Source organism: Methanosarcina horonobensis HB-1 = JCM 15518, from assembly GCF_000970285.1.
GTDB classification, from domain to species: domain Archaea; phylum Halobacteriota; class Methanosarcinia; order Methanosarcinales; family Methanosarcinaceae; genus Methanosarcina; species Methanosarcina horonobensis.
The window spans coordinates 3,096,579-3,123,289 of record NZ_CP009516.1 but is presented as its reverse complement, the minus strand read 5'-3'; the positions used below and the strand labels follow the sequence as shown (position 1 = coordinate 3,123,289).

At 38.4% G+C, this 26,711-nt stretch carries 23 protein-coding genes; 9 read left to right on the top strand and 14 right to left on the bottom strand.

Annotation, left to right across the window (positions count from 1 at the left end):
* Positions 1-420: 420 nt before the first annotated feature.
* The 5 genes from cbiQ (at position 421) to MSHOH_RS13675 (ending at position 3,912) form a co-directional block, all read left to right on the top strand.
* Entirely contained in the window at positions 421-1,242 is an 822-nt protein-coding gene (gene cbiQ, locus MSHOH_RS13695; protein ID WP_048140408.1) for a cobalt ECF transporter T component CbiQ, read from the top strand.
* 17 nt (positions 1,243-1,259) lie between these two features.
* Positions 1,260-2,021 carry an energy-coupling factor ABC transporter ATP-binding protein gene (locus tag MSHOH_RS13690; protein ID WP_204245325.1) on the top strand — a complete coding sequence of 254 codons (762 nt, stop codon included), beginning with the start codon at positions 1,260-1,262 and terminating at the stop codon, positions 2,019-2,021.
* A gap of 339 nt (positions 2,022-2,360) precedes the next feature.
* Positions 2,361-3,020 carry an energy-coupling factor ABC transporter permease gene (locus tag MSHOH_RS13685; RefSeq protein ID WP_048140406.1) on the top strand — a complete coding sequence of 220 codons (660 nt, stop codon included), beginning with the start codon at positions 2,361-2,363 and terminating at the stop codon, positions 3,018-3,020.
* On the top strand, positions 3,013-3,288 hold the full coding sequence (locus tag MSHOH_RS13680) for a hypothetical protein (protein WP_048140404.1): 276 nt from the start codon (positions 3,013-3,015) through the stop codon (positions 3,286-3,288). The genes MSHOH_RS13685 and MSHOH_RS13680 overlap by 8 nt, the downstream gene beginning before the upstream one ends.
* Before the next feature lie 384 nt (positions 3,289-3,672).
* Positions 3,673-3,912 (top strand): tautomerase family protein, encoded by a 240-nt coding sequence (locus MSHOH_RS13675; protein ID WP_048140402.1) that lies wholly within the window; start codon positions 3,673-3,675, stop codon positions 3,910-3,912.
* Positions 3,913-3,932: 20 nt separating this feature from the next.
* Here the strand turns inward: MSHOH_RS13675 and MSHOH_RS13670 are convergent, their stop codons facing one another.
* On the bottom strand, positions 3,933-5,927 hold the full coding sequence (locus tag MSHOH_RS13670; RefSeq protein WP_048140401.1) for a DUF460 domain-containing protein: 1,995 nt from the start codon (positions 5,925-5,927) through the stop codon (positions 3,933-3,935).
* A gap of 330 nt (positions 5,928-6,257) precedes the next feature.
* On the opposite strand from MSHOH_RS13670, the gene MSHOH_RS22240 reads away from it, so the two are divergent.
* Complete coding sequence (locus MSHOH_RS22240) at positions 6,258-9,251, top strand: PAS domain S-box protein (RefSeq protein ID WP_162197638.1); 2,994 nt, start codon at positions 6,258-6,260, stop codon at positions 9,249-9,251.
* Positions 9,248-9,385, top strand: coding sequence for a hypothetical protein (locus MSHOH_RS23865; RefSeq protein ID WP_158024163.1), 138 nt, complete (start codon positions 9,248-9,250; stop codon positions 9,383-9,385). The genes MSHOH_RS22240 and MSHOH_RS23865 overlap by 4 nt, the downstream gene beginning before the upstream one ends.
* A gap of 82 nt (positions 9,386-9,467) precedes the next feature.
* Here the strand turns inward: MSHOH_RS23865 and MSHOH_RS13660 are convergent, their stop codons facing one another.
* Complete coding sequence (locus tag MSHOH_RS13660; protein WP_048140399.1) at positions 9,468-10,595, bottom strand: serine/threonine-protein kinase RIO2; 1,128 nt, start codon at positions 10,593-10,595, stop codon at positions 9,468-9,470.
* Positions 10,596-10,988: 393 nt separating this feature from the next.
* On the opposite strand from MSHOH_RS13660, the gene MSHOH_RS13655 reads away from it, so the two are divergent.
* The gene (locus tag MSHOH_RS13655) at positions 10,989-11,213 is read left to right on the top strand and encodes a hypothetical protein (RefSeq protein ID WP_048140398.1); all 225 of its coding nucleotides are present in this window, start codon (positions 10,989-10,991) and stop codon (positions 11,211-11,213) included.
* 238 nt (positions 11,214-11,451) lie between these two features.
* Here MSHOH_RS13655 and MSHOH_RS13650 read toward each other — a convergent pair whose 3' ends face one another.
* Both MSHOH_RS13650 and MSHOH_RS13645 read right to left on the bottom strand, forming a co-directional pair.
* Positions 11,452-11,952, bottom strand: a complete 501-nt coding sequence (locus MSHOH_RS13650; RefSeq protein WP_082089362.1) for a type 1 glutamine amidotransferase domain-containing protein — start codon at positions 11,950-11,952, stop codon at positions 11,452-11,454.
* Between the two features lie 147 nt (positions 11,953-12,099).
* Positions 12,100-13,284: a trans-sulfuration enzyme family protein gene (locus MSHOH_RS13645; RefSeq protein ID WP_048140396.1), complete on the bottom strand. Its 1,185-nt coding sequence runs from the start codon at positions 13,282-13,284 to the stop codon at positions 12,100-12,102.
* A 253-nt stretch (positions 13,285-13,537) separates the two neighbouring features.
* Between MSHOH_RS13645 and pncB the strand changes: the two genes are divergently transcribed.
* Positions 13,538-14,743 carry a nicotinate phosphoribosyltransferase gene (gene pncB, locus MSHOH_RS13640; protein ID WP_052730870.1) on the top strand — a complete coding sequence of 402 codons (1,206 nt, stop codon included), beginning with the start codon at positions 13,538-13,540 and terminating at the stop codon, positions 14,741-14,743.
* Between the two features lie 121 nt (positions 14,744-14,864).
* On the opposite strand, the gene MSHOH_RS13635 is transcribed toward pncB, so the two are convergent.
* The 10 genes from MSHOH_RS13635 to MSHOH_RS13595 all read right to left on the bottom strand — a co-directional run bounded on the left by MSHOH_RS13635 (position 14,865) and on the right by MSHOH_RS13595 (position 26,675).
* The gene (locus MSHOH_RS13635; RefSeq protein ID WP_048140394.1) at positions 14,865-16,580 is read right to left on the bottom strand and encodes a TolB family protein; all 1,716 of its coding nucleotides are present in this window, start codon (positions 16,578-16,580) and stop codon (positions 14,865-14,867) included.
* Between the two features lie 445 nt (positions 16,581-17,025).
* Positions 17,026-17,769: a carbonic anhydrase gene (locus tag MSHOH_RS13630; protein ID WP_048140392.1), complete on the bottom strand. Its 744-nt coding sequence runs from the start codon at positions 17,767-17,769 to the stop codon at positions 17,026-17,028.
* A gap of 1,407 nt (positions 17,770-19,176) precedes the next feature.
* On the bottom strand, positions 19,177-21,243 hold the full coding sequence (locus tag MSHOH_RS13625; RefSeq protein WP_048140390.1) for a DNA primase family protein: 2,067 nt from the start codon (positions 21,241-21,243) through the stop codon (positions 19,177-19,179).
* 49 nt (positions 21,244-21,292) lie between these two features.
* Positions 21,293-21,484 (bottom strand): hypothetical protein, encoded by a 192-nt coding sequence (locus MSHOH_RS13620; protein WP_158024162.1) that lies wholly within the window; start codon positions 21,482-21,484, stop codon positions 21,293-21,295.
* 40 nt (positions 21,485-21,524) lie between these two features.
* Positions 21,525-21,806 carry a hypothetical protein gene (locus MSHOH_RS13615; RefSeq protein ID WP_048140386.1) on the bottom strand — a complete coding sequence of 94 codons (282 nt, stop codon included), beginning with the start codon at positions 21,804-21,806 and terminating at the stop codon, positions 21,525-21,527.
* Positions 21,807-21,965 carry an AbrB/MazE/SpoVT family DNA-binding domain-containing protein gene (locus MSHOH_RS23860; protein ID WP_158024161.1) on the bottom strand — a complete coding sequence of 53 codons (159 nt, stop codon included), beginning with the start codon at positions 21,963-21,965 and terminating at the stop codon, positions 21,807-21,809.
* A gap of 401 nt (positions 21,966-22,366) precedes the next feature.
* Positions 22,367-23,641, bottom strand: a complete 1,275-nt coding sequence (locus MSHOH_RS13610) for a hypothetical protein (protein WP_048140384.1) — start codon at positions 23,639-23,641, stop codon at positions 22,367-22,369.
* Between the two features lie 12 nt (positions 23,642-23,653).
* Positions 23,654-24,553, bottom strand: coding sequence for a hypothetical protein (locus MSHOH_RS13605; protein WP_048140382.1), 900 nt, complete (start codon positions 24,551-24,553; stop codon positions 23,654-23,656).
* An 11-nt stretch (positions 24,554-24,564) separates the two neighbouring features.
* Positions 24,565-26,082: a hypothetical protein gene (locus MSHOH_RS13600; RefSeq protein ID WP_158024160.1), complete on the bottom strand. Its 1,518-nt coding sequence runs from the start codon at positions 26,080-26,082 to the stop codon at positions 24,565-24,567.
* Positions 26,034-26,675 (bottom strand): hypothetical protein, encoded by a 642-nt coding sequence (locus MSHOH_RS13595; protein ID WP_048140378.1) that lies wholly within the window; start codon positions 26,673-26,675, stop codon positions 26,034-26,036. Before MSHOH_RS13595 ends, MSHOH_RS13600 begins: the two co-directional genes overlap by 49 nt.
* Positions 26,676-26,711: the final 36 nt, after the last annotated feature.

The window sequence follows — 26,711 nt, the reverse complement described above, 5'->3', positions numbered from 1 at the left end:
ATTGGTTTTCTTTTCTCTTTTTTCTTTTCTCTTTTTTCTTCTGGTTCCTTCTGTTTATTAAAATACTGAATTTTTAAAATGAGAGTTTACGAGTCGATGGCGACATATTTTAAGCTTTAACTTAAGTTAACTCCGTTTATTTTTGTCTCCAGGAAATTTGTATACATACCAAATTTAGTTCTAAAAACTTGTGCTTAATCCAAAATTATATATTTACCTCACGGAAATAATAGCTGAATGTGAAAAACATTAATTAGCTGGCCAGGGAAGGCTGATTTACATGTGCTATGGAGGAATAAACTTTGAAAACCTAATGAAAAAGGAAGAATATGCCGGATTACTGTTCAGATAGTACAGAAATGATACCGCTCAGATAGTACAGAATTCTGACCGCAAATAAACAGAATTATTTAATATCCTATGATATCCATGAGCAATTCACAGGCATCCGATCATCTTCCTGATTTTGATCTTATCACCTATTATAGTGAGAACTGTCACTCTATCCTCTGCAAGATCAGTCCCTGGACAAAGTTAATGGGCCTTATTGCCATTATCGCAATATTAACCATTATTCAAAGTATTGAGCTACTGATAGCATTGTATTTGTTTGTGGTCGTATTATACTGGCAGTCTGACCTGCCTTTAAGAAAATTATCTGACTGGTACCTTTTGCCCATTTTGTTCGTTCTATCTCTGGTCATTATATTGATGTGGAACGAACCCGGAGTGCCGTTGTTTTCTCTGAGATTGCCCTGGCTATCCTTGACTTTAACGGATAAGGGATTACTGCTGCCCATACGGCTTTTGTTGAAAGCCCTGATACCTATAACATCCTCACTTCTGCTACTTATGACTACCAGATACGCTCATCTTTCAGCCATGATTTACAGGATTTTTCCGTCTCCCCTGGATCAAATATTTTTAATGTCCTACAGGTTCCTCTTTATAACACTGGATATGGTCAATTCGATGATCAGGGCATTTAAATCGAGAGGTGGAGGCATTATTAGGAGCATAGGCAGACAGAGCCAGGTCTTTGCTGAGATCTTCGCACTGGTCTTTATCAGATCTTACGACCGTGCAGAAAGAGTGAATAAGGCCCTAGAGTCCAGAGGATATAGTGGAAAATACATTGCGGCAACAGAAATTCAACAAATGAGACCTCTGGAATACATTATCCTGCTTGTTCTTTTCTTCACAGTAGCTTATCTGCTACTATTTTACAGTTCATCAGTTTAGAGGTGAGTTTGCAATTCATGGATAGAAAATATATCGATTCGGTCTCCGATCACTATCGTCCCAGGCCTCACGAGCTGATACACATAGATTGTGCAAGTCATACCTATCCTGACGGCAGCATTGGAATTCATGATCTATGCTTCAGGGTTCACGAAAATGAGATAATTGCCGTATGCGGAGCTAATGGTTCAGGCAAATCAACTCTGCTGGAACATTTGAATGGCCTGCTCCTACCATCAAAAGGCAATATAAATGTTATGGGCCAACGTATTGACTCCCGGACGAAAAAAGACCTGTGGAAGAATGTAGGCATAGTATTCCAGAGATCAGATGATCAGCTTTTTGCGCCTACAGTCCTGGATGATGTAATGTTCGGGCCTCTCAATCTGGGAATGAACAGGGGTGAAGCCTGGGATGCAGCAATGAAAGCTTTAAGGGTTTTAGGAGCTGAGGAGCTTATAAACAAGATCCCTAACTATCTAAGTGGCGGTCAGAAGAGGCTAGTATCAATAGCTGGCATCCTTGCCATGAAGCCAAAAATCATTGCCCTGGACGAGCCCACGTCCGACCTGGATCCAAAGCATGCGGAAATCATCGAGAAAGTGATCTGTGAATTAAAAGAGAAGCACGGTATCAGTGTCGTATTAGCAACGCATGACCTTGACCTTGCAGCACGTATAGCAGATAGGATATGCATCGTCAAAAAAGGATCCGTAATAGCTGAAGGCCGTCCCTCGGAGATCTTTTACAATACCAAGTTACTTGAAATGCCGGACTGAAAAAGCCTAAGGTTGTACAGGTATACGAAGCTGTCTGCAAATGCAGCGGAGAAGGGATAGAAAGGAGGCCTGTGACTATAGAAGAGCTGATAGAATATCTGACTAGCGAACAGGAGTAAACTGCGAAAGACTGGCTCGAATTTTATTTCTTAATGCTGATTTCTTAATACTTATTTTTTAATATAATGATGTTACTCACTGGTGAATCGCCGATCAAAATTTGGTCTTATACCAAATTATTTGCCATTATGCCAAATATTAAATATTTTGGTTACAATGAGATATTGATTTGAATATATTAAATCATATAAAAATACAGGCTGTCAGGAAAATCCAATTATGGCTCATATACATCTACAAGATGGTGCTTTTACATTGCAGTGGATTTCTATATGGTGGATTGTTTCGATAATTTTGATCTGTATATTTATATATTGGATGAGAAAAACGAAGCGAGCCGGTGGCAGTAAGGCAATAACTATAGCTGGAATGTGTACCGCTGCTTCATTCGCGATCTTTCAGGTAAATATCCCTCTGTTTGGAGGCGTCCACATGAATCTCACGCCCCTTATAGGTATTCTTGCAGGACCTGCAGTCGGAGGAATGGTCGTGTTCATAGTGAACATATTGTCTGCCGCGATAGGACATGGAGGATGGGGAATGATTGGCGCGAATACCCTGGTCAATACAACTGAAGTTTTGACTGCCTATGGTATATATCACTGGCTTGGCAGGGCTAAATTGAGCTCATTCTCAAGAGCCGGCACTGCTACCCTGGCAGGGCTTTTACTTGGCAATATAACTATGATAATTATAATATTGATTTCGGGTATCCAGGGAGTCACTCAGAGCCGTACTGATATTCTCTACGGGCTCACTCTGGTTTCAGGAGTTAACATGGGGGTTGCTGCAATAGAAGCAGTACTTACAGGATATGCGGTGTCATACATACATAAGATCAGGCCAGACATGCTTTCGGAGGCTGAGCCCGTTGCATGAGACGGAAAGAAGAAAAGGTATGATCCTTTTTGGAGGGTTAATTTTAATTGTTATGGGCTTAAGCCTGGCAGCATATCTAATCTCAGGTCATATGGGTATAGAAGAAAGGTTTAATAGTGCCGTAGGAATTGAAGCAAGCCCAGAGGAGGAAGGCTCGCTCGGTATACTCGGATTCAATATCGAAGGCAATCCATTATACTATGCAGTTGTTCTTGCAGCCCTAATAATACTATGCCTTATTGTTTACATAAAGAATAAAAGTTACTGACATCTGTAATCCTATATTAGGAGCATTTAAGCCTTAGTTTATTTAATGTGATGTCGAAAATCTTCATTAAACGTTGCACCTTAAATAGACGAACTGGATTAAGGGCTGCCCGAATTATATGATACAGAAAGTTATGAACAAAAATGTAATATTGTTTTCCAGCATATTTACGATTCTTATGCTGTGATACTCATAGCATTTATGAAGCTGTAGCCTGAAAAAAATTATTCTTCATATCAAGTGTTATTGAAAATAAAGGAATTATGTGGAAAATGAGAAAACTTCAAGTAGATAAGTTTTTCTGGTCTCAAATCTAATAGGTTGGTGGAAATTCAAAAAAAACGAGAGATAAGGCGTAGTAGTAGATTTGGGGGGAAGAAAGAAATGCCATATGTTGATATCAAACTCATTGAAGGCGTATTCTCCGAGGACGAGATCAAGAAGCTTATCAAGGACGTGACAGATGTTGTAGTCTCGTTCATGGGAGAAAATCTCCGTAGCTATACAGTGGTGACAGTCCAGGAAGTAAAGAGTGGAAGCTGGGGAGTAGGCGGACAAGCTATTGGATTGGAAGAAGTAAGGGCCATGCAAGCGGGTTCTACAAAAAAAGCAGAGGAGTTTTAAGAAAAATTTAAAGAAGGGCCTTAAACCAGGCCTCTCCGCCTCTCACTTCTGTACTCTTCAAAGAGGCTCTGCAGTTCGTCTTCTTTGGCTTTCTGGCGTCTTTTTTCGGCCGCCTTTTCCCATTCGGCAATTGCAGCTTTCATAGCTTCCGGTTCTGCCATTGCAAAGTCGTCAGCTCTCTCAAGCTGGATATTTCTTAAGATCGGCACGTCACCTTTAAAGAATGTCTCCTCTGCTGCATGAGAGATGTCCTCAGGAATAACTACAGCCCGAACTCTGGCTTCCACAAGGATCTGGGCAGTTGCAGCCCCGCCTCCGCTCGGGTTTTCAAGGAAGACTACGTCTCCTGCTTTGAGCCCGTATTTTTCTTTGGTTTCGGCAATGGACTCTTTCGTAAAAGCATCAATAACTTTTACGGGAGTACCTTCCCCACGGATCTCCATTTTCTGGATTTTCCTGAGTTTATTGCTCCTACGTCTGAGTTCTTTTACGGTCCTGTTTTTATTGCTGAGTTCTTTTTTCAAGCTCTCGATGGTGCTGTCCCTTATCTGGAGCTCTTTTGATTTCCTTACTTCACTATAAGCTTCCTTTTTGAAACCTTTTAATCTTGACTCAAGCTTTGAGATCTTTCTGTCTTTTGCAACCAGTGCCTGTTTCAGTTCCTCAACATATTCTTGCAGGTTCTGGATCTGCTCTCCCTGCCTCTGAACAACCTCCCTCATTTTAAGGAGGGACTCGTCAGTTGCAGTCCTTTCCTCAGGTTTCCCAGGTACTGCTCTTGACCTTGGTTTTTCACGAGCTTCAGAGGCAGCCCGGACTTTTTCAATTGCGGCTTCTATCGAGTCTCCGCGAATTACATGAAGCTTTATCAGCTCAAGGTCTGCATTTTCTGGGGCTTTCTTTTCTATGCGTGCAAAGATGTTCTTGTAACTTCTGTAGGTGAGAAGAGCTGCAGTCAATGCGTCCCTTTCATGGTCATTGGAGTAACCGAAAGTCTTTCCAAGCGCAATTTTTTCTTCAGCAGAAACCTCAATTCCCGGGCTTGCAGGAACGGCATTAAAGCTCCTTCTGATCTTTTCAACCGAGCCTGGCATTGGAGTAACATCGCTTGCGATTACTGCAGGTTTTCCATATTCGGCAATAAGCTTGACAACTTCATCAGGAGCTATCCCCCTGAAACTTTTCAGGTAGAGAAGGTCTCCATCGAGAGAAAGAATGGCTATGCCTACAGTAGTTCCCGGATCGAGCCCGACGATTGTGAATTTGCGTCTCTGGGTCCTGGGTTTAAGGGGAACGTAGCGGATTTTATCGCGTTCGACACTTCTCACACTTACCTGCGCATCATTGCTTGCCATAGAATGTATTGGAATCTCTCCACGCTTTGCATAAACGGTAAATTCAGATCTGACATAACCCCCGAAACCTTTCACATTCACGGCTTCAAACCTGATGCCTTTTTCCCGTGAAAGGTCTTTAAGGGCGTTTTCGATCTCCCTGCTTCTCTGAAGCACAGCTCCGTGTACCTTTCTTCTGTATCTGTTCTGGCTCCAGCCTCCCCGTCCCAGGGAACGGGCTCTGCTAACCTTAATTTTCGTGATGTCTTCAAAAAGAGAAACCTCATGCCCTATCCCTAGGTCTGCAAGCCTGGCACAGGCTTCAGCTTCATCATTTGGATTCTCGGGATCAACAGGAATTCCATGCTTGCGTGCAAGCCTGACAAGAGGTTCAGGATGCAACCCGCCTGTTACCTGGACGAGTTTAACTCCATCAGGCAGACGTTCCATAAGAGAAAGAAGCTCGCTTCTGTCAGCTGCTAGTTCGAAAATGTTGTCAACAGCTATTATCTCCGGCCTGTCCCTCTGAATCATATTGAAAATCTTCTGGCGGCGAAGCATACTGAAATGAGAAATCTCACCATCCCTGAGAATGGCAAGAGCATACCTGGGAAGTTCCCTCGCCCTGGGAGAACCCCGAGCAATATCGATTCCATAAATAATCCTTTTTTGCATGAACACCTATATTTTATCTCTTGTTGAATATATATTTAACTGATTTCTACCTTTATTTTATAATATCAACATACTCTATGAGGTCCTCTTTTAACCTTAGTTGATTTTTATTTTTAAAACTTTAATCTACTTTCCAATTTTTTCGAAAAAAGTATACCCTTCATTAATTTTTTTTCACAATTAATCTTTTCATTGAATGAGAATGTGCCTGAAAACTTAAAATCGTATCTTTTAAAAACTTCTCGAAAACGATCTTGGATGAAAACTGCAAATGTTGGGGGAGCTTTTGAACTGGATAATAATCTTTATATATAAATATAAAGAGATAAATGTATGATGAACAGCCGGGATGAAACCTCTACTAACGAATTACCCGAAAATGGTGAAAATGAATTCGATTATAACGAGCGTCTGCATGAACTTCAGCTTATTAACGAGATATTAATCGAAATCTATCGTGTTGAGGACCCTGACAAACTGTGTAAGTTAGCCGGGGAAGCTGTTCATAAATTGAATAAAGATTGTTATGTTATTGTAGCATTCTACGATAGTAGCATAAATTCTATAAGGGTTAGAGCAGCGATAGGATTTGAAAACTTTGCAGAGAAGGTTGTCGGTATGCCAGGCAGAGACCTTGCTAACGTAACTTTTATGCCGGAATATCTGGAACTAAATAGCCAGCTTCTTACAAGTGGCAAACTTGAAAATTTCAAAGATGGTCTTTATATTTTGCTTGCAAAGAAAATTCCCCAAGAGCTCTGTAAAAAAATAGAAATAAATCTTAATATTGATTCCATTCAGGTTATTGGTTTTTCACATGAAAATAATATTTTTGGTAGTATTTCCATTCTCGTGCCAAAAGATAAAAAAGTTAATAATGTTTTTTCTATAGAAACAATAGCTTCTCACGTTTCAGAAAAAATCCATAATATCAGAACAGAAAAAGCACTTATTGAAGCCGAAAACAGATTCGAACTCCTTTTTCAGCAAGCTCCACTCAGCTATCATTCCCTGGATGAAAAAGGATATTTCATTGATGTAAACAACACATGGCTTGAAACCCTAGGTTATTCCTGGAAAGAAGTAATCGGAAAGTGCTTCGAAGACTTTCTTACGCCGAGGTATGCTGAGAAGTTTAAAGCTCATTTGGAGAAATTCAAGCTGCAGGGAGAAGTACAGGGTGTTGAGTATGAAGCTGTGAGGAAAGACGGTAAAGTTATAAATATAGTTCTTGATGGAAGAATTGCATATGATGAGAATGGCAGTTTCAAGCAGACACACTGCGTTTTCAAGGATATAACGGCTCAGAAAGAAGCCGAAAGAAAAGCTCTCGAAAATGAGAAGCTTCTGCGTTCTATGATGGACGCCATTACTGAGTCTGTAATTCTCATGAAACCTGACCGTGCAGTTGCTTACATTAACGAAACAGCAGCTAAAAGGCTAAATATCACACAGGATGAGTTTATAGGAAAGAAACTTGACACGATAACTCCTGAAGATATCTTAGACCAGCGGATAAAAATGTTTAATATTGTTTTGACCGAAGAAAAATCCGTAAAATTCGAAGACGTACGAAATGGAATTCATTTTCTTCATCATATTTATCCTGTCTACAACTCTTCCAGTCAATTCTCCCATTTTGCTGTTTTTTCCATGGACATTAGTGAATATAGAAAAGCTGAAAAGAAATTAAAATGGGAACTTGCTGTCAATAGAGAACTTGCAGAACTGGCAGATGCTCTGTTAGACCCGAATAACTCCATTGAGACTATTGCTGGTATCGTACTTTCAGCCTCTCTAAGACTGACAGATAGTGAACACGGATATGTCTCTTCTATTGATCCGGAAACCGGTGACAATATATGCTATAGCCTTACCAGAATGATGAAAACCTGTAATACTCATGAAAAGGATAAGAAGGTTACCTTTTCAAAAGATACGAAAGGCCTGTACCCCAAACTACTCGGTTACGCGTTAAACACAAAAAGAGGCTTTTACACGAATTCTCCAAAAACTCATCCAGCTTCAGGAGGAGTTCCTGAGGGACATATCCCTCTGGAAAATTTCCTAAGCGTTCCTGCAATTGTTGGAAACGAACTCGTGGGACAGGTATCCCTTGCAAATTCAAAAAAAGTATATTCTGACAGTGAGTTTGAAGCAATCAGAAGGGTTGCTGCGCTTTATGCACTGGCGATCCAGCAGAAACAAGACTCCATGGATATTCAATATAGAGATGTTCTTCTAAAATCAACTTTTGAGTCAACTGCAGATGGTATTTTTGTCACTGACACCAACCATAAAATTCGTTTTTCAAACTCAAAGCTTGCTAAAATGTTAGGTATGTCGGATATTCTGGATAATACGGAAACCTGCTGGAAACTTATTGGTCTTATTTTAGATCAGGTAAAAGATCCTGAAGAGCACTTATCAGAAATGCAGTCCCTATGTCGATCAAGCAAAACCGATATCTCTGATGTTTATTTTAGGGATGGACGAGTGTTTGAAAGATACTCAGCTCCACTTGTAAACAATGGAATTCTTAAAGGGCGGGTATGGAGTATGAGGGATGTGACAGAAAAAGCCGAAGCAGAAAAAGCCCTTGTTAGTGCGAAAATAAATGCAGAAGAGGCTAACCGGACAAAAAGTGAGTTTCTTTCAACAGTAAGCCATGAATTGCGAACTCCTCTGAATTCAGTAATAGGCTATTCTGATATACTGATTGACCAGATGTTTGGGCCACTTAATGAAAAGCAGCTAAAATATCTAAAAAACATTTCTTTAAGCGGAAATCACCTTCTCAATCTGATTAATGATATTCTGGATATTTCAAGAATAGAGTCTGGGGATGTTTCACTAACTTTTGAAAACGTAAGTATTGCTGAAGTTTTTGAGGATGTTAAAAATCTTGCACTTCCGTTTACTACTTCAAAAAATATATCCATGGAATTCACAGCTGAGCCTGCTGATCTGAATATTTATATTGATAAAGTAAAATTCAAGCAAATTCTCCATAACCTCGTTAATAATGCCCTGAAATTTACTCCCGAAAACGGACATATAGAGGTTGAAGCTAAGAAATTGGAAAATGTAATAGAAGTCAGCGTCAGAGACAATGGAATAGGCATTCCTGAAGATAAGCAGCAAATAATTTTTGAGCCTTTTAAACAGGTTGATTCTACACTCTCAAGAAAGTATTGCGGGACAGGGTTGGGTTTGACAATAGTCAAGCGTCTGGTTGAGATGCAGGGTGGAGAAATTAAAGTTAAAAGCAAATTAACAAAAGGAAGTACTTTCACAATTTTATGGCCTGATAAAGGAGGAATTAATTGAGTGAAAGAGATGACCTGACCAGAATAGATGAATATAATAAGAGAAAAGATATGAGTAAAAAAGAATTAAGAGTGATAAATAGGTCAAGAAATCCAGTTCCATTGGATTTCTTAAACAGTCATAAACTGGAGTGAGAGAAGGGTAAAATTCTCAGTGACATCCTGCTGAAGAATATAATATCTTAACTTCTTAGAGTTTATTTCGGCTGCGAAAAACTTAGTCCTTACCTGAAGTATCTTTTTTAGGGGTAGCTTTTTCGAGATCTTGCGGCTCGAGGTCTTCTGCTTCAAACTCCTCTGCTTCAAATTCCTCTGTCTCAAACGTCTCAAACTCTTCTGTCTCAAACTCTTCTGCCTCAAATTCTTCTTTTCCATACTCTTCAGTCTCAAAATTCCCTTCTTCAGAGATTTCTTCAAACTCTTCTGAGTTTTTTTCCCCACTTACAGAGCTTTTCTCTGCTCTACTTTTAATTTCTTCCAGAACTTTTCCAAGCTCCCTTTTGATGTCATATTTTCGGGAGAAGTGTGTCAGGATATTTGAAATATCCCTTTCGAGAATTTCGTCGGCGTGAGGGTGGTCCAGAGTGACATACTGAGGCCAGTCAATGAGCTGGACGCCTTCTTCAGATACAAAGATATTATACTCACTTAAGTCAGCATGAATAACTCCGAGAGAATAGGTTATTTTTGCCTGATTTAGAATCTCATCAAGGTACCATTCAGGGTCAACAACCTTTGTTTTTGAGAGCAGGCTGCCCTTTGCAATTTCCATGACTATGGCGTGTCTGTTCTGATCCAGGGGTTTGGGAACGGAAACCTGAGGGTAAAGCTTGCTCATGATCTCATACTCTCTCTGGGCTGCAAGCCTGGCAGCATAAATCCAGGAAAAGTGTTCTCTTTCCCCGAGGTGCTCACGTACTCTTTTTATTTGCTTGAAGCTGGTCCTGCCTTCCCTATGGAATTTGATTATTACCGGAAATGGTTCCCCTATTGCAAGCTCAGGCTGCCGGATTGCTTCAAAGATGACGGACTCTTTGCCTACCCCGATTTCGTCCCCTATGGCACTGATACTTTTCCTTTTTACAAAAGCATTGAGAGCAAGGGCATCATACCCTTCAAAGTAAATCTGAAAACCCTCGTAAGGCTGGGTGGTTCTGACAACAAGCTTATCCCGCACAAGCTTTTTCAGCCTGTATTCAAGCTTGTCAAAAGGCATTTTAGTGTACTTGTTAAGCTCCTCTACCGGCACCCACTCAAAATGTTTCATCCCTGTCTCGATGCCTGTAAGTATCCTGAAATCCTTTGCATCGAGCTTTTTGAAAACCTTTAGCACTTCGTCGATCATCCTATCCTGTTATACATATCACCCTCGATATTTAAATGATCGCCCAATCCCGCTTCGGGACAGAAAAATCATGGATTTTTCTTGTAGTTGCAATGTAATCGAAACAGCATGAAGTCTTTTTCGCTACGCTCAAGAGGTTAACTTATAAAATAAATTGCTGCCGCAAGTAAGGAATGCAGCCATTCACATTGACTCTTGAAAGGTTTTTTGTGGCTACTGATGGTCATTTTACTTCAAATATCGCTGTTCCGTCAATAAACCGCTTTTCGATTATTAATAATCATAGTTGATTCTTTTTGTGCATATCTTATTTGCTGTATAAGTGAAGGCTTTCTACCTGTTTGCGTATCTTCATAAACGATAAGGTACAATAATAGCTTGGAGTGAGTAATCATGCATAAATTTCTAAAAATAGTGGGATGTATCTTGGCGATAATAGGGCTTGCTCATGTTGTAAAACACATTATTCATTGCAAAGAATGTCGCGGTTTGCGTGGTTGGCATAAAATAAAAGTGGAAGAGGAAAAACCGACTGGCGAAACTGTATCGCATAAAATAGAAGTAGAAGAGGAAAAAAAACAAGGTTCAAGGTACGGTTCTAATCCTATTCATTATTGAACTCTACAACCATAAATGGAAGGATTATGCCAGTCCAGACATGCCAGTCCAGACCATTATTCGTAGAAATAATATCACAGGTGCGACTTGATTTTCAGACATTTTGAAAAAGTTCTATTGATTGGTGATAGATCGGGAAAAATAGAAATTTAATAAATAAAGACTAAAGAACAAAGTTAAATACGTGTAAATAAGAGAAGCGATTAAAGAAAAAGAAGAAAAAAATTTTGTTTCCTGTTCACTTCAGCAGTTTAATCATTTCCCTTCCAAAAGCGTGAAGGTCTCCAGGTCTCCTTGAGGATACAAAGTTCCCATCTACGACAACTTCACTATCTTCGTATTGTGCGCCTGCAGCTATTATATCATCCCTGATTCCTATCCAGCAGGTAGCTTTCCTTCCTTTTATTACGCCTGCCGAAACAAGAACCTGCGGACCGTGGCAGATTGAGGCAACGGGTTTATTTTCTTTGAAAAAATGCCTTGAAATCTCAAGGGCATCTTTGTCGAGTCTCATTTTTTCAGGTCCTTTTCCTCCGGATATTACAAGGATATCATAATCCGCAGGATTTACATCCTTAAAGGCGATATCAGCATTGATCTCGTACCCATGTTTTCCGGTTATCGGTCCTTTTTTCATTGAGGCTACGTGTGTGGTTATTCCTTCTTCTTTCAAACGGTGATAAGGGTAGATAAGTTCGACATCTTCAAAACCATCAGCTCCGAATACGAGTGCTTTCAAATGAATTCCCCCCGGGTTTTATTGTTGCGGTTTTAATCCTGTGCTTAAGTGCAGACAAAAGATTATTCCGGAGGCACATATATCTTGTCTGGCTCCGAAAATAAGACAGGTGAAATCTTCAAGGTGAGATTCCTTTTTTGCCTTCCATTAGACTTTTGAAAGAGCCTGTTCGAGGTCTGCAATTATATCCTCAGGATCTTCGATTCCGATAGACAATCTCACAAGTCCGTCAGTGATGCCTACTTTTCCCCTCACTTCTTTCGGAACGCAGGCATGTGTCATGGAAGCGGGATGCTGGATGAGAGTATCGGTTGCCCCAAGGCTTACTGCAAGGGAACAGAGCCTGACATTATTCATAAGCCTGTTTCCTGCTTCAATCCCGCCCCTTATGCTGAATGAAAGCATGCCTCCGTACCCGCTCATCTGTTTTTTTGCAGCCTCATGTTGCGGATGGTCTGAGAGCCCCGGATATCTTACCCATTCTACTCCGGGATGTGATTCGAGGAAACTCGCAACCTTCTGCGCATTTTCAGCATGTCTTTCCATCCGGATGTGCAGAGTTTTAAGCCCTCTTATGCAGAGCCAGGCTTCATGAAGGCCCATGACCCCGCCTGTATATCCGACAACCTTTGCCAGACTTTTCATGAAATCTTTGCTGCATACAACAATTCCGCCAAGCAGGTCTGCATGTCCGCCTATGTATTTTGTACAGCTACTCAGGGAAATATCTGCCCCGAGCAGAAGCGGCTTCTGGAAATAAGGCGTGGCAAAGGTATTATCTACAACACAAATGACTCCCTGTTTTCTGGCAAGCCCGGCAATCTCCCTGATATCGCATATGTTCAGGGTAGGATTGGCAGGGGTTTCCAGAAAAATCATTTTGGTATCCGGCTTGAGAGCTTTTTTTACGTTTTCTATATCTGTTGTATCTACAAAAGTAACATCTATCCCGAGCCCGGGTAGAATTTCCGAAAAAAGGCTGTAGGTACAGCCGTACACTACATCCGTTGAGATCAGATGGTCTCCCTGTTTGAGAGCTGTAAGCACAACTGCGGTGATTGCTGCCATGCCTGAAGCAAAGGTCTGGCCTGTTTCTCCTCCCTCAAGTGCAGCAAACTTTTCTGTCAGGACTGCGTGTGTGGGTGTGTTCGGAGGAATGCGAGTATATATGTATCCGTCTTCCTCTCCTGCAAACCTGGAAGCCCCTTGCTCGACGCTTTCAAAAATAAAGGTTGAAGTCTGAAATATAGGAGTCGTGTGTGCCCCGAACACGGGATCCGGTTTTTCTCCCGCATGCACGCATTCAGTTGCGAACTTAAGTTTTCTTTTCATATCCCGAAAATCCCCTGTTTAAATTAATGTCATGAATAAGTATCTGCTTTCCGGTAATTATTTGTTTGGCGAGATGGGCAGGAAAAAGATTCGGAGGATTCTGAACTTAATAAAGAAAACTTGTTTTATGCAGTTACATCAGAAATTTTAAAAACAAAACGGGCTATATACTGAAGCAAAAAGCCTCAATAAAATAGAAATAGTTACGGATGTTGCGCCAGAAGCAACCTAAAACGTTAAAGGAAGGCCTTCCGTGATAAAATCAATACTCGATAACGACCTTTATAAGTTCACCATGCAGATGGCTGTACTGGAATTATTTCCAAAGGCAGAAGCAGAATACCGTTTTACTAATCGGGGATCTCAGCGCTTCTCCGAAGAGTTTGTAGAAGCTCTCAGACGAGTCATAGATGAAGAGATCTCTGGACTGAAACTGACAGAAGACGAATATTACTGGCTTGGTGAACACTGTCCTTTTCTGAAGCCGATGTACCTTGAGTACCTCAAAAATTTTCGCTTCAAGCCAGAAGAGGTAGAAGTCTGTCTTACCAGGGAAAATGAACTGGACATGCGGATAAAAGGGCCCTGGCACAGCACGATTTTGTGGGAGATTGTCCTTATGGCTGCTGTTTCCGAACTCTACTTCACAACTATAGAGAAAGAGTGGAGCGGAAGTACTAAAAGTTCTGGAACATTCGAACCCGTATTTGCAGCCTATGGAGAAAAAATCCTGGAAATCGGAAAGATTCTTGAGGATAACGGCTGCCTCTTTGCAGAATTTGGGACCCGCAGGCGGAGAAGTTTTGAACTCCATGACCTTGTAATGAAAAATCTTATGCAAATAAAAACCCTGACAGGGACAAGTAATGTTTATTTTGCAAAAAAGTATGGGATAAAACCCATAGGTACGGTAGGGCACGAATGGATTATGGGCACGTCTGCGCTTGTCGGGCTCAGGTACGCTAACCGTTTCGCTTTTGAAAACTGGGTGGAGGTCTACAAAGGAGACCTTGGAATTGCCCTTACGGATACCTTTGGCTCTGAAGCTTTTTTTAAGGATATGGACCTGAAGTTGTCAAAAATCTATGATGGTGTCAGACACGACAGTGGAGACCCTTTCGCCTTTGTGGACAGGGTGACAGAACATTACAGAAAAATGGGTATTGACCCCATGAAAAAGGTTATTGTTTTCAGCGATGCCCTTAATGCCGAAGCCGCAATCCGGCTCAAAAAATACTGTGAAAGTAAGATCAACTGCAGTTTCGGGATAGGCACAAGCCTTACCAATAATTCCGAATTCTTCAAGGAAAGTCCCCCCCTCAATATGGTAATAAAGCTCCACAGTATTAACGGGATCCCGGTAGTGAAACTGAGCGACTCTCCTGAAAAAGAGACCGGAGAAAGGGATGCCCTCAGGGTTGCAAACTATATTGTAGGAAGAAAAGGGCTGGACGAATGAGTTAAAGGAGATAGAAAGAACAAGAAAGATAGAAAGAACAAGAAAGGTAAGGAAAAAGTAGAAAGTATAAAGGAGAAAAGAAAGAGAAAAGGAGAACTGAGAAAAGTGAAAAGGAGAACTCTCATCTCACTTTCAATAGATACTTGTGGACATCTAATCCCTGCTGGTCTTCATCTGCAGAGAGTAAAGGATCTCTCCTGTAAGTTTCCGTGCGTTTATCCTTCAGCTCGGCCCGTACGAAAAATACAATTTCCTCAGTTTCATTATTCGGTACCACTGTCACGTTGAGAATTTCTTCCTGCCCGGCACCCCATTCATATTCTGTGAGTTCAACAAGCGGATACTGCGCAGCTATCTCTCCGTTTTTCCCTTGAATAAGACTTCCTTCTGAATAAACACCAACAACACTGCTTGTCCCTTCTACTCTTTTAATTTTCTCTTTACCTGGGAAGGAAACTGAGATATTTCCCTCACTCGCGTTTCCTCCCTCATTCGTTACCGTTATGGAAACTGTGACATTCCCTTCCTGTAAGAGTTCTTCGGGAGGATTGACTTCAACACCGGTAATTTTTGGGTAAGGGGAGATATGAGGTGCAGACAGGAGTTTTATTATAACAATTTCCGAATCATTGTTTGTAGCTGTATTCAAAACATTTATTGAACCGTTATCCGAACTGCCTGTCGGATCAATATCCGAACTGTTTGTCTGGTCAATATCCGAACCATTTAGCGGATCAAAATCCAGATCATTAATCAAACTGGCATCCAGATCACTTATTAAAACAGTATCTGAGCTGTTTATCAAATCAATACTGGAATCGTTCCCCGGCTTGTGTCCCGCAAAAACTATTTCAGATCCGTCAGGACTCCACCTTGGGATAGAATCAATTCTCCCAATGTTGTTTGTAATTCTTGCTCTGTAGTTTCCTTCGATATCCCTGAGCCATATGTCAGGGCTTCCTCCTTCATCCGAAACATATGCAATCCATTTTCCATCAGGACTGAAAGAGGGATTCCATTCATTATAGGATGTATTCGTTAATTGGGTCTGATTTGTACCATAAAAATCTATTACCCACAGATCATCTGCTTGTTTTAAGTCTTTTGCACTATATATTACTCTTAACCCTAGAGGGCACCAATCCTTTCCAATTCCCACGTTTTCTGAAGTACCCAACCTGGTTTTGTTACTTCCGTCCCGGTCAACTATCCATAACTGAGACGGCATACCTGCAGGTTCCTGTGTATAGGTAATCTTTTTTCCAAGGCGGCACCATGCACCCCAGCCTTCGGAAATCTGCGGGTCACTAGTAACCGGTATTACTGTTCCGTTTTCCAGACTTGCCAGATAAAGATCAAGTTGAGAATCAATTGACTTTATGATAACCAGATCTCTTCCATCCAGACTTAAATCACTGAAGCCGGTAAGATTTCCTTCTCCAGTACCGATTCGTTTTATTTCGCTTCCGTCTGCTTTTATTCTATATGATTCAAGATTATCCGATTGGTTTCTCTCAATAGTGTACAGAATATATTCTCCATCCGCGGTCCACACAGGAAAAAGTTCCGATTCCGGACTGTCAGTGAGAAAAGTGATTTCTTCTACAAGGTCATCTGAAGAAATGATTTCTCCATATTCTACAGTCTTTCCTGCGTCAATACAGATTAAACCTGAGTCTGAATCAAAATAATTTCTAGAAGCATTTTCTGTTTTATTCAATCCAGATCCTCCTGTAAAGTTACCGAACTCGGACAGTTCACCGGGCACTGCCTCTACAGGCAGGATAAGAATTACAATGAACATTAACAAGCATAAATCTTTGAGTATTTTTCTCATGAATCCTCACCGTGAACTTAAAAAAAATTAATTTAAATATTATAAATAATGAATTATATATTATATCGAAATATTAGTCCATATTATATCTCGTTAACTGAACTCAGGAAATAGTTAAACACAAATTGAAATTCCTGTTAATTGCCGGCTAGTCAGCTGATACAATTTCGTAATACCAGAAATGAAATCTTCCAGCTTTTCTCACATTTTGAAACAACAAATCCTGAACTCTTGAAGAGAAAATAAGGTTAAATAGAGGATTTGCCCGAAAACAGGATAAGACAGATAGTTCCGGGCAGAAAAAAATGATTCGCTAAAGGTTTTTTTTCGGTTAAAAGAGAATTCATTTTCTGGGACTTTATCTCCTGTACAATTCTGTTTGCCTGTACATTTCTATCAAGTTATTTGTTAAACTGCTTACCTTCTACTTTTAACAGTAGTGTTATTATGCGTTATATCCTTCAGCAAGGTTTGTGTTTACGTATACTACGCCTTCGTTTGTATGCCTGTATGCGTAATCGTCAGTAACTTTGGGCAGTTTATCGGCTTCAACCTGAGAAGTAATTACAGTGCCTGCAGGGACATATCTGCCGTCAGGGATTGTTACACCAATTGCTGCCGATGTTGGTTCAAGTACGCAGTTATTTCCTACTTTAGCCTTAAAAACGAGAGCCTGCATTCCGATGAATGTGTCGTTTCCGACATAGGCAGGGCCGTGAACCTGTGACTGGTGAGCAAGAGAAACTCTTTCTCCAACATAGACTGCATACTTTTTCCCGTCAACCTCAACCAGGTTTTTCTCCACAGATTCGCCTTCCTCGTCAATCGTCTCAAGGGCGTGGAGTACAACACCGTCCTGGATGTTACTATCATCCCCTACAAAGATTGGCATACCTTCGTCGCTCCGGACCGAAGCCATTGGGGAGACCATTACACGAGCGCCTATTGTCACACTCCCTATCACTGATGCCTGAGGGTGAATGTAAGCGGTCGAGTCAATAACCGGTTCGGTTGGTTCGGGATTCCAGGGAGTCACAGGATTCGCCCGGATGTTCAATACCTCGCTCTCAGCATCTGCTTCTATATTGTCATTTTCTTGTGCTCCTTCGCTTTCCGAGACACACCCGCTTCCTGCAAGGGTAAGTGCCAGGGATAGAAGAAGAACCATAAAAACCCTGTTAAATTTCATAGAAGTCCTCCAGTAACACTGGGAAGATTAGAAATTATATAGGCGTTTTCATTTTTATTTGAAAAAAGATAAAAAAATAAAAGTAAATTTATTTTGATTGGAAAACCGAGAGTAAGTACTTCTTATATGAGAGTAAGTACTTCTTATATAATATATCAGTGAACTCGGTTTATCAGGAACTACGGTAAATTCAAAAAGCCTTATATCTAAAAGATATACAAAATGTCATACAGGCTTTGTTTCAGATTCCCGTAGGGTTAGTATATGCTGACCTGACTGTGTTTGCGGTGCTTGCAGTCTGGAATTTGTTTATTCTCCTTGTTCTCTCAAAAAGGTATATGAGTTTGCTTTAAAAAAAAGAAGGTCAACAGGCTCTTCGATATATTTCTACCGAAAATATTATTGAAATGGATATATTACCAAACTTAATTCTATTCATGTTTATAGAAAAATGCATCAACGTATCAATAAACATTGATATGCAAATAATTAAAAATTATTAAAAATGAGTATATCCCGACAATAATTAATTAAAAAGTCCACGTTTTATTCCGTCTTCTATAACAGAGTTTATAATCGAAAGTCCATATTCTCTTCCGTACTCTGGATACCGCATAATGAATGCTTGAGCAATAAGTAAAGAATTAGGTAAATCAGAACGACATGTTTTAGAAATAAAATTAGTTATCTCTCCAAAAACATTCTGGGGGATTGATATTGCAATCATTAGGTGTGTATCCAAAAACTAACCAGCATGACGATTTAACGTTTATCATAAAGAAACCGATAAGTTTTTAACATAACATGTGATCTAAAGGTATATAAATAAACTCATTTTACTAATAAAAATGTCTTTTTTTAAGAAAATTGTTAATTTTACACTCCCTACAAAAACTATATAAAGATAAAAATCGTTTTATATTTTGCCATAAATTATTCTCTTTTATATCATCTCTTTTTTATCCGTTCTAATTCTTCATCCTACACAAAAAAGCTGTCAAAACGTGACGTATGGAGTTCTGAAAGGTATTTTGGATGGTGTTCACGATAGAATTATGGATGAAAATCTATATTCATCATGAATTTAACATTGGATTTTTTGGCGTTAAAAGTCATGTTAAAATCGACCAGTATCAGTTGACACTACCATTTTTTACAATGTTAAGTATGTTAAGTAAAAACACTATCTACTACCCCTCTCTTAACTTAACATAAGAAAAATAGAAATTAGTATAGGAAATATTTTTTTTGTAAATATAGAAAAAAAATATTTTATATAGAGAGAATTGAAAAGTTCATGTTATGGTATGAAGTTGTCAACCGTTGTTGATTAAGCTTAACATGCTTAACATGGAAAAATAGTCGATATTGATTTTTTTAACATTAGAAAAAAAGAGATGATTAAGTTTAATTTAAACTTAATTTTAAGGGGTTACGTTCTTCAGTATCAATGAAGTTAGTTAAAGGTTGATCATATTTTTTAGGGTTTGTTTTCTGACAATTATTGAAAATATCAACACCAATATCAAATATACACCATCTAACCTTTCCATCATACGTTTTTTGCTTCCAATCATAATGAATACCGTTTTCAAATAAATGTTCTTTGAATTCAGTTACAAAATCTCTCTGCTTGTATTCTGGAAGATTATGTTTTTGCTGGAATAATTTATAGTAATTGAAAATTACATCAGTACTTAAATAATTTCCTTGAAGTGGGGTTACACATTCCTTGACGAAGAATTCTACAGGATTTGTTTTCTGATTCAGTAACTCCATCTTTTCTTTGTATGATTTTTGATGACTGAATTTACCATTTTCCCTAAGTCTCTTCAATCCAGCTATAGCCCATGTAAGAATTCCCGATAATGATTCCTTTGTTGTACATTTTTCTTCCATTTTTTGATCATCGTTTTTTGTGTTCCTGAATCTGTTTGGAAAATCAATTAACACTAATCTGTCAACGAATCCCTTACTATCATCATCGAATATTGCACTTTTGTTTCCTGCAAATGCTATTTTTGCTGAATTTTTAAATTTAAATAACTGCCCATATTTATATTGAGCACTTACGTTGTCTCTACCTGTAATCTTTTTCAGGTTATCTGTTTCCTTAACGATTGTTGCAGCAATATCACCACAAACATTAAGCTTCTTACCATATAGTTCAGCAAGTGTATATTTGTCTTTTCCACAAATTTCAGTTAGTGCTAATGCAGATGTGTTTTCTTCACCAACAAAGGCTGTAAGAATGTTCAAGAATGTGCCTTTTCCGTTTCCACCACCACCAAGCATATACAAAAATGCTTGAATGAAATATTCAGTTGTAAGACAATATCCAAAGAATTCCTGAGCAATATCTATTTGGTACTCCATACCTTCAAATACTGTTTTTAGGAAGTTTTCAAATTCAGGTGTAAGCTTTGCATCTGGATCGTAATTGAAATCAAATTTTGACGTGTAAACTTCACCAGGTGTATGTGGTCTAAGTTCACCAGTATTTATATCAACAAGCCCATTTTTACATACAATTATATTTTTGTTTTTGTCAAATTCTTTCTGTGATACTGAATTTTTGTATTCAATACGGTGAAGTACATCATCTATTCTTTTTTCAAGTAATTTGACCATATATTTTTGATCTGCATATTCAGCAACTTCATTTTCCAAAAATATTTCAACACCATCTGAAAGATAAATTCCATGATTATATAGGAAAAGTTTTCTTGATTCTGCCATACAAATTACATTATATTTTTCTGCAATTGCATCAGCAGCATTCCATATTATTTCTTCAAGTGTATGACTTTCTTGATCTTCATCAGTATAAGCTAATTGTTTTATTTCATCTGATTTTTCATGCATTTTAACGTTGAATATTTTAACTAATTCTGCTGCAAATGCTTTTTCAACACCAATATAAGTTTTAACAAATTCTGCTAAATCTTTATCTCTTGTTTTATTATATTGTAAAATATCCCTTTTACATTCAAATTTCAGCTTTAAATCCTGAACTGATATGAAATAATGATTATCAAATGTAATTGTGAATTTGAAATTATATTCTGGAATTTCAATAATTACTTCAGCTTCTTCAGTAGGAGCATTAAATATTTTTACTTCTTCTATTACTTCTTCGTTTGATACATCTATTTTATTTTCAATAATTTTAGGAAATACATTTAATTTACATATACCGTTTTTTATATAATTTGAAACAATTTCATAAATTTTTTCAGCTTCTTCAGCAGGAATATGAATTATATTTTGAATATTTTCGAATCCTTGATCTTTTTCACAAATATCATAAATATTCAATGCTGTATGAACATCAATTTTCAAGTAATTCTTTAATTGATCTATAAGATTATCTTTTACAACTGGATCTACATTTTTAACGATAGGTTTATATATTTCGTTATTTATATTCTTATTAAAAGAGAAATTCAAATTGTGTTTACTTAAATCTATCATATAAACCACTCCCATATTTTATTATTTTTCAATTTGTGTTTTTATTATTTTATCTGTAAGGATCATACCCATTTCCAGCATACGAAGAATCATGAATACTAATATAAATTACCTTATCTTTATAATTTAAATGCTTTACACCTTCACCAAATGTTTTAATTATTTTATCGTATAATTCCTCTAATTCTTTATTTTCAACTTCTTCTTCTTTTCTTAACTGTTTAATTTCTTCAACTGACATAAGTTTACCATCTTTACATAGAAGTTCCATCATTAACACCTCAAAAGAATTGTTCCAAATTTCCTTCATTTCTAATTTCTATTTCTCTCCAACAATAGAGTTCTTCAGGTTCAGCAAATTCAATTTCGACACCTTTGAAAACATATTTATCATCAAAAATTTCAATTTCAACTATTGTAAATTCTGAATTAGGTAATTCTTTCTTTATTATTTTTCCAAAACATTCATTTAATTCATCTTTAAGTTTTAAGTCCTGTACTGGACTTAAAAAATAATCATTACATAAATTGAATAATTCAGTATTTTGAATTTTAGTTTCCATTTAAATTACCAACTTTGTATATTTTATTGTGTTATCTTCAACAGAAATTTTAAATAATGATTCTGTTGTAATTCCCATTTCTTCAACTACTTCTTTTGGAATAGTTAAGCCGATAGTGTTAAATTGATTAAGTTTTCTTGCATAAGTTGCATTTTTCATTTTTAGTTCCTCCAATTTTATAAAATTTTTTATTTAAACTTATTATAATACTTTATATAATATACTAATCTCTAAAACTATATAAATCTTTCTGATGGGTTGCGTCAACTTCCAAAAAATAGCAGTACTGAAAACTTGAATAAGGAGAATGAGTGACGTATAAAATTATTCATTAATGTATAACTATATACTTTGTTCACTCAAAATTATTTTGATTTGGGTTGACACAAATATGAGAAATTATGATAAATTATGACAATTACCAAAACATTTATATAAAATGGAGTTTCGGACAAAAAAGATTTAAATAATATGACAACATTCATTTTTCGATAACGGTTAAAGGTGAATATGTCTATTGTCACTTAAAAAGATGTCCGAATTAAGTTCGGACAATATAATCACCCTAAAGCAATCCAGTTGAAGGTTCCACCAGAATAATTTACACCACTTGGAACCAGATAGAAATTAGTCGATGTCCATGCAGTCACAGCAATATTATTCAAGGAGTCGATTCTTACAAATCCTGTTCCAGTCAGGTTTATGTATACCTGATTGTTGGAAGTGCATAGGATTATTACAGCTTTAGGTGTTCTTCCTAATCCATGTGCAATAGCACGACCAGAAACGCCATCACCGGTATAAGATCCACTTCCGATTTTTGCAACAGAAGAATACAAAAGATTGTTCACTGTAGCGGCTGTAACAGCATTGTTTATTGTTGTTGATGATACTGCATTATTCACGGCAGTATCAAAGTTTGAATTCTTACCAGCTTCCGTAAGTAGTGTTCCAAGATTCTTGTTAGTTTGCACTGCCTGTACTGCTGTCTGGAAATTTGAGTTTTGACCAGCTTCCGTAAGTAGTGTTCCAAGATTCTTGTTTGTCTGCACACTTTGGACTGCATCCTCAAAATCATCATAACTTGCATCAGTAGACAGACTATCCAGTGTTGGAGTACTGAATGTATTGGTGAGAACCCAACTACCCGAAACTCGTATGTATAGCTTGTTTTCAGGTGTATGATAGAATATATCTCCATCTGTATACCCTGAAGGATCAGGTATTGATGTACCGGTCTTATAGAGGTTGCTACCAAGAGTTCCGGGTACTACATCACCATCACAAAGAACCTGTTTCCAAACTCCATCCTTTTTCACATACCCAATGTAATTGTTAGTGCTAACCCTGTTAATTTTCAATGCGTCTTCATTATAATTTCTGATATATAGATCAGAATTAAGTCCACCGTTTGACATTATCATTAATGATGATGGAAACGTAAGAGCACCAGTACTCGAAAGACCAGCAATACCGTTATTTTGTCCGATTGGAAGGTTTGCTATCGGCACTTTTCCAGTAGAATCAAGACCGGCAACACCATTAACGGCATTAACATTTCCGGTATGTATTACTTTTTGGTTTCCTGATTTCACAATGTACATGTCATAATTGTTTGCTGAAACTTGATTAATGTACATACATGTTTCATCAGATGTGCGTTCCTTTACAATGATATTATTTGATGTATTTTTTTTCAATTTAAGATATGAACCTTGAATCAATATATTTCCGCTAGCATCTAATATAGGAATGCCGTTATTTTCATCGGCATGAAGCATATTCATAGGGACTTTTCCGGTAGAATCAAGAATATTTGAATTATTTAATGGCATTTTTTGACCCCCTTATACGAATTGAGTTACCAGCACGTTCATGTTGCCACTGGCACATATTCCGTTTATTGCTCCGGTGTAAAGGTTTCCTAGTTCTTTCGATAGTTCATAAGCTCCACCGTTAGCGTTTATTCGGATTCCTTCAGCCATTACAGCAGAAGCACCTAATTTTATATACATAGATTCGGTTCCGTCATTGATAATTATCAGGGCTTTCCGGTTGGCATTTGCAGCAATGACAGTGGTTGAACTTGTACCTATCGTAGCTTTTGAATGTGTCGGTGTTCTGTCTTCCCCAGAAACAACTTCAAGCCTTCTATTGGTATCAATTTTCATATAATTGGCATTTCCTACAGATCCATCTGGAGAAGCCACAAAAACGTTAGAAAGTGTAAGACTATCGGTATGTAGTGACAGTTCAGTATCAACACAAAGAGCGTTCTTTCCGTCTCCTCTTGCAATGACATCAGCAAACGTTGTATTCGTATTATTCGAAATTGAAACAGTAGAAGCAACGCCACCGCTCGAACCACCAATAGTAAGATTGAGGTCACCGCCTGTAGATTCTTCGTTCAAGAGTTCTGTAGACAGTATATAGAAAACTACATCGTAAGTGTGTGCTCCACTGTCACCGTTTTCAATGTAGAGTCTCAGGTATCCGCCTGATCGACAAGGATAGGGAATTCCGAAAATTCTTGGAATACTTGGGCTTCCTTCCTGATCGGTACGGCTTGGAAAAGTTACATTTCCAGTGGTGAGAGAATACTTGTTTGATGCAAACCAAGTGTACCCGTAGCCTTTCAGGAGTACCTGTCTACCGGAAGGTATGTCAATGTTGACATACCCACTTTGACCGGCAGAAATGGTTACCTGTTTTGTTATTTTTTGTTCAATGAAATTATTATTAGTCATAATTTTTCTCCTTATTTCTTTTTGACAATTTTTACATTACTTTCTCCGGTTCCTTTTCCACCTTGAGACTTGATTCCGCTTGAGCTAGAACTTGAAGAACTTGAACTACTTGAGCTAGAACTCTTTGAGTTTGAGCTAGAACTAGAACTAGAACTTGAAGAACCAGAAACAACAACGTGAACAACGCCCATAGAATCAACGTATTTGGTTTGTCCGCCTTCGGTGTATTTTTCCCCAACAACGTGTCCGTTTATCACGTTTGAAGGAGTTGAAGAGCTTGAGCTTGAACTTGATGTATTTGTGGCTTTTTCGGCTGCAATTGCTTCACCCATCAGAGCTGTAAGACCGCCATATATTGAACTTCCAGTTTCAGTTTTTCCGAGAGCTTGAGAACTTGATTCCCCAACATTTGATACTATTTTTGCTTCTCCTGTTCCTTTTCCAAGTGCTTCACCCATGAGAGAAGTTAGACCTGAATGTATTGAGCTTCCGGTATTGGTTTTTCCAAGTGCTGAATCGGTGATAGGTGTATTTTCTGTATATATTGTTGGAGTTCGATTATTTCCTCCAAAATACGTATCATAAGCACTGTATATTGCTGTCTGGACTGCTATCTGTCCGGCAATATCTCCTGCAATAGTACCTGCACCCGGAGCTACGACAGTACCAGCAACAGCACCAACACCGCCAGCAATATCACCGCCTAAATTTGCGGCAATTGCAATTGGGATTGATCGATCATCGTATAGGACATCATAAGCAATTCCAGCACCAAGACCGACAACAGGAAGTAGTCCAATAGCTTTTTTTCCGCCTGCCTGAAGAATATCATCAATGTATTTTACTCCGGTTTTTCCGGCTTTTTCAAGGGTTTCTTCTTCAATTTCTTTGAAAACCCTTTTAGTTACAACATCGGATTTTACAACATTATCAATATTTTTAGTGCCTGTTTTAATCGTTGATTCTCCTATTTCTTCTACTGTGCTCTTTTCAATGGCTTTCGTTCCTGCTTTCAATTCATCAAGTTTTGAAGCACCCTTGTTTATAAAGGCTTCTGCTGCTGATTTTCCTATTTTCGTGCCTGCTGACGGTATGAAACTAGCTCCAATAATTCCGGCTTCAAGAACGTTCGAAGGAGTTACATATTTTGCAATTGTTTCTACAATTCCGGCTTCGGCAGTAGCAGCTTGATAGGTAGGTATTTGTTCCGGTGTTTCAGGTGGTGGTGCAAGAGATGGCGGAAGGCTAGGAAGATCATAATACATTCTTTGACCTTCTGGAATGAAAGATATAGATGAACCACCAGCAGGTATATTCGGAACATACGGCTGATCCTCTGATTCAGAAGGATAGAAGAAAGAAGGTGATTCGTCAGAACCACCTGAAGAACCTTCAGAAGAACCTTCAGAAGCATCTACGGCTTTTTTGAGAAGGAGAAGACCGAGAGCACCAACACCGAAAGCTACTTTTGTGTTCTTCTTCACTTCTTCACCTTCCTTTTCTTCTTTGAATTTTCGTATAATTTCCAAGCAACAACACCTGCAAGACCAGCACCGAAAAGATAGATACCTGTTGGAGTTTGTGCAGTTTGTGCACCTTCGGCAGAATCAGAGCCATACAGGTAATCGAAAAGATCAGAAGTATCAGCACCTACAGCACTATTTCCTGAAGGAATTCCAGAATTTGAGGAAGGTATATTGTTTTGCAGGAAATCCAGATATCCGCTTTCTTTGGCTTGATTGTAGATTCTTTGATTATCGGTTTCTACGGCAACATTTTTTGCAGTATTATAGAGTCCAACACCAAGAACAGCAGCACCACCTAATACAGTTGCTTTTCCTGCAATTCCCGAAACTTTGGCTGCACCTTTGGCGTAGTTTCTAGCTACATCTTTTGCTATTTCTTTACCGCCTGCTGTGGCTTTAGCTACTCCTTGATTCCCTATTGCCGATGTGGTTTTGAAACTTTTTTCAGATAATGTTTTAGCTTCATTGAAAATTGTTTTTTGTGAATTTTCGACAGCAGAAGAAGCCTTGGAGGCAACTTTTTTTATATTTTTAGAAGTTGCCAGATTTTCAGCTTCTCCGGCAACAGTCTTAAATGCTTTTGTAAGAAACGACATATTTTGACCTCCTTTTCTTCTTTAAAATAATTAAGA